Origin of the sequence: Mesorhizobium sp. M4A.F.Ca.ET.050.02.1.1 (assembly GCF_003997725.1) — a bacterium.
In the GTDB taxonomy this organism is placed as follows: domain Bacteria; phylum Pseudomonadota; class Alphaproteobacteria; order Rhizobiales; family Rhizobiaceae; genus Mesorhizobium.
Window position 1 is genome coordinate 1 of sequence record NZ_RZSG01001169.1, and the last position, 1,318, is coordinate 1,318.

Genomic DNA, 1,318 nt, shown 5'->3' on the forward strand with positions numbered 1-1,318 from the left:
CCATGGGCGTGTAGTCGTCGTTGAGGATGAGGACCCGGTAGAGACTGGGCTTCTTGGTCTTGGTTTTGGTGCGCGTGATCACGGCCGTGCCGCGACCGGCCCCGTTGCCGTCGCCGTCACTCTGCATCCGCACCACGCCTGCCGTGGCAGTCAAACCGGTCGTCACGTAGTCCTGCCTCTTTCGAATCCCCATGCGAGTTCGACATGTAGGTGTTCGATGGACGATTTTAAGCCCTTCTGTTTAGCTGACAATATGGCTAGGTGGGCAAACTTCAGCGATTTTCGCAATCGTGAAGGTGGCTAGGGCGCCAGATCGAAGCGGGCATGAAAAAACCCGGCCGCGCATCCGCGACCGGGTCTGTCTTGCAGGCCGGCTGGCCTAGTTTCAGTGCCTTGCGGCGAAAATTACTTCGCCTTGGCTACGATCGATTCGAACGGCTTGTAGGCTTCCTTGGCGAGTTCGGCATAGAGGTCGCCGATCTTGGCGGCCTCGGCGACGAAGCTCTCGTAGCTCTGCTTGGCGTAGTCGGACTGGATCTCGATCGCCTTGTCGAACGACTTGGCCGAGAAGAGCTTCTCGAACGCGGCGCTGCCGGCTTCGAAGCTCTTCTTGGTGTACTCGCCCGCTTCTGTGGCGATCGCCTGCGCGCCCTTGGTGAGCGAAGCAAAGCTCTTCAATCCGGTGTCGGCAAACTCCTTGCCGAATTTGCTGAAGTCCTCATAGGTCTGGGCCATTTCACGCTTCCCTTCGTGGTTGAAACGCCCATTTGCCCCGGGCGCCCTTGTGCAATGCACCGCAAATATATTGTGCGCTGCACAAAAGTCAAGTTTTTGCCCGTTTGCTGGGCACGGGGCGGACGGGAAGAGTCCAAAATTCGAATAAAAAGAGGCTCAAATCGCCAGAAAATGGTGAACGCGGCGGTTACCATAAACGGATTGGTAACGCTGCCCGCGATAGCTTGGCCGAAAGCGAGGCAGGCTCACGCCGCCGCCTCCGGGGCAACGAAATTTCAGGGAAATATCAGTGCGTCAGGCGTTGTCGGGCTTCGTCTCCAAAACCTCCTCCTTTCTCAAGGCGGTCACGATCGTCGCCCTGGCGATGACCGTCGTCGTCGCGGATGCCGCCTCATCGATGGCGGCGAAATCGGCGGCCATCGTCATCGACGCCAAGACGGGCAAGGTGCTCTATTCTTCCGACGCCAATGGTCGGCGCTATCCCGCTTCGCTGACCAAGATGATGACCCTCTATCTGACGTTCGAGGCGCTGGCGAAGGGTCGGATCTCGAAGAACACGGCGGTGCCGTTCTCTGCCCACGCC

Annotated in this window: 1 protein-coding gene and 2 pseudogenes; 1 reads left to right on the plus strand and 2 read right to left on the minus strand. The window is 58.9% G+C overall.

Annotated elements, in window-relative coordinates; translation table 11 throughout:
- Together EOA33_RS36025 and EOA33_RS36030 are read right to left on the minus strand one after the other, a co-directional pair.
- A pseudogene (locus tag EOA33_RS36025) lies at window positions 1-193 on the minus strand (ATP-dependent Clp protease adaptor ClpS); the annotation flags it as partial.
- Between the two features lie 212 nt (window positions 194-405).
- Complete coding sequence (locus tag EOA33_RS36030) at window positions 406-735, minus strand: phasin family protein (RefSeq protein WP_126054673.1); 330 nt, start codon at window positions 733-735, stop codon at window positions 406-408.
- Window positions 736-1,024: 289 nt separating this feature from the next.
- Between EOA33_RS36030 and EOA33_RS36035 the strand changes: the two are divergent.
- Window positions 1,025-1,318: pseudogene (locus EOA33_RS36035) on the plus strand (D-alanyl-D-alanine carboxypeptidase); the annotation flags it as partial.

Bases quoted from the DNA above. Each gene is read 5' to 3' on its own strand.
- EOA33_RS36030 (WP_126054673.1), bottom strand. From the start codon at position 735: ATGGCCCAGACCTATGAGGACTTCAGCAAATTCGGCAAGGAGTTTGCC.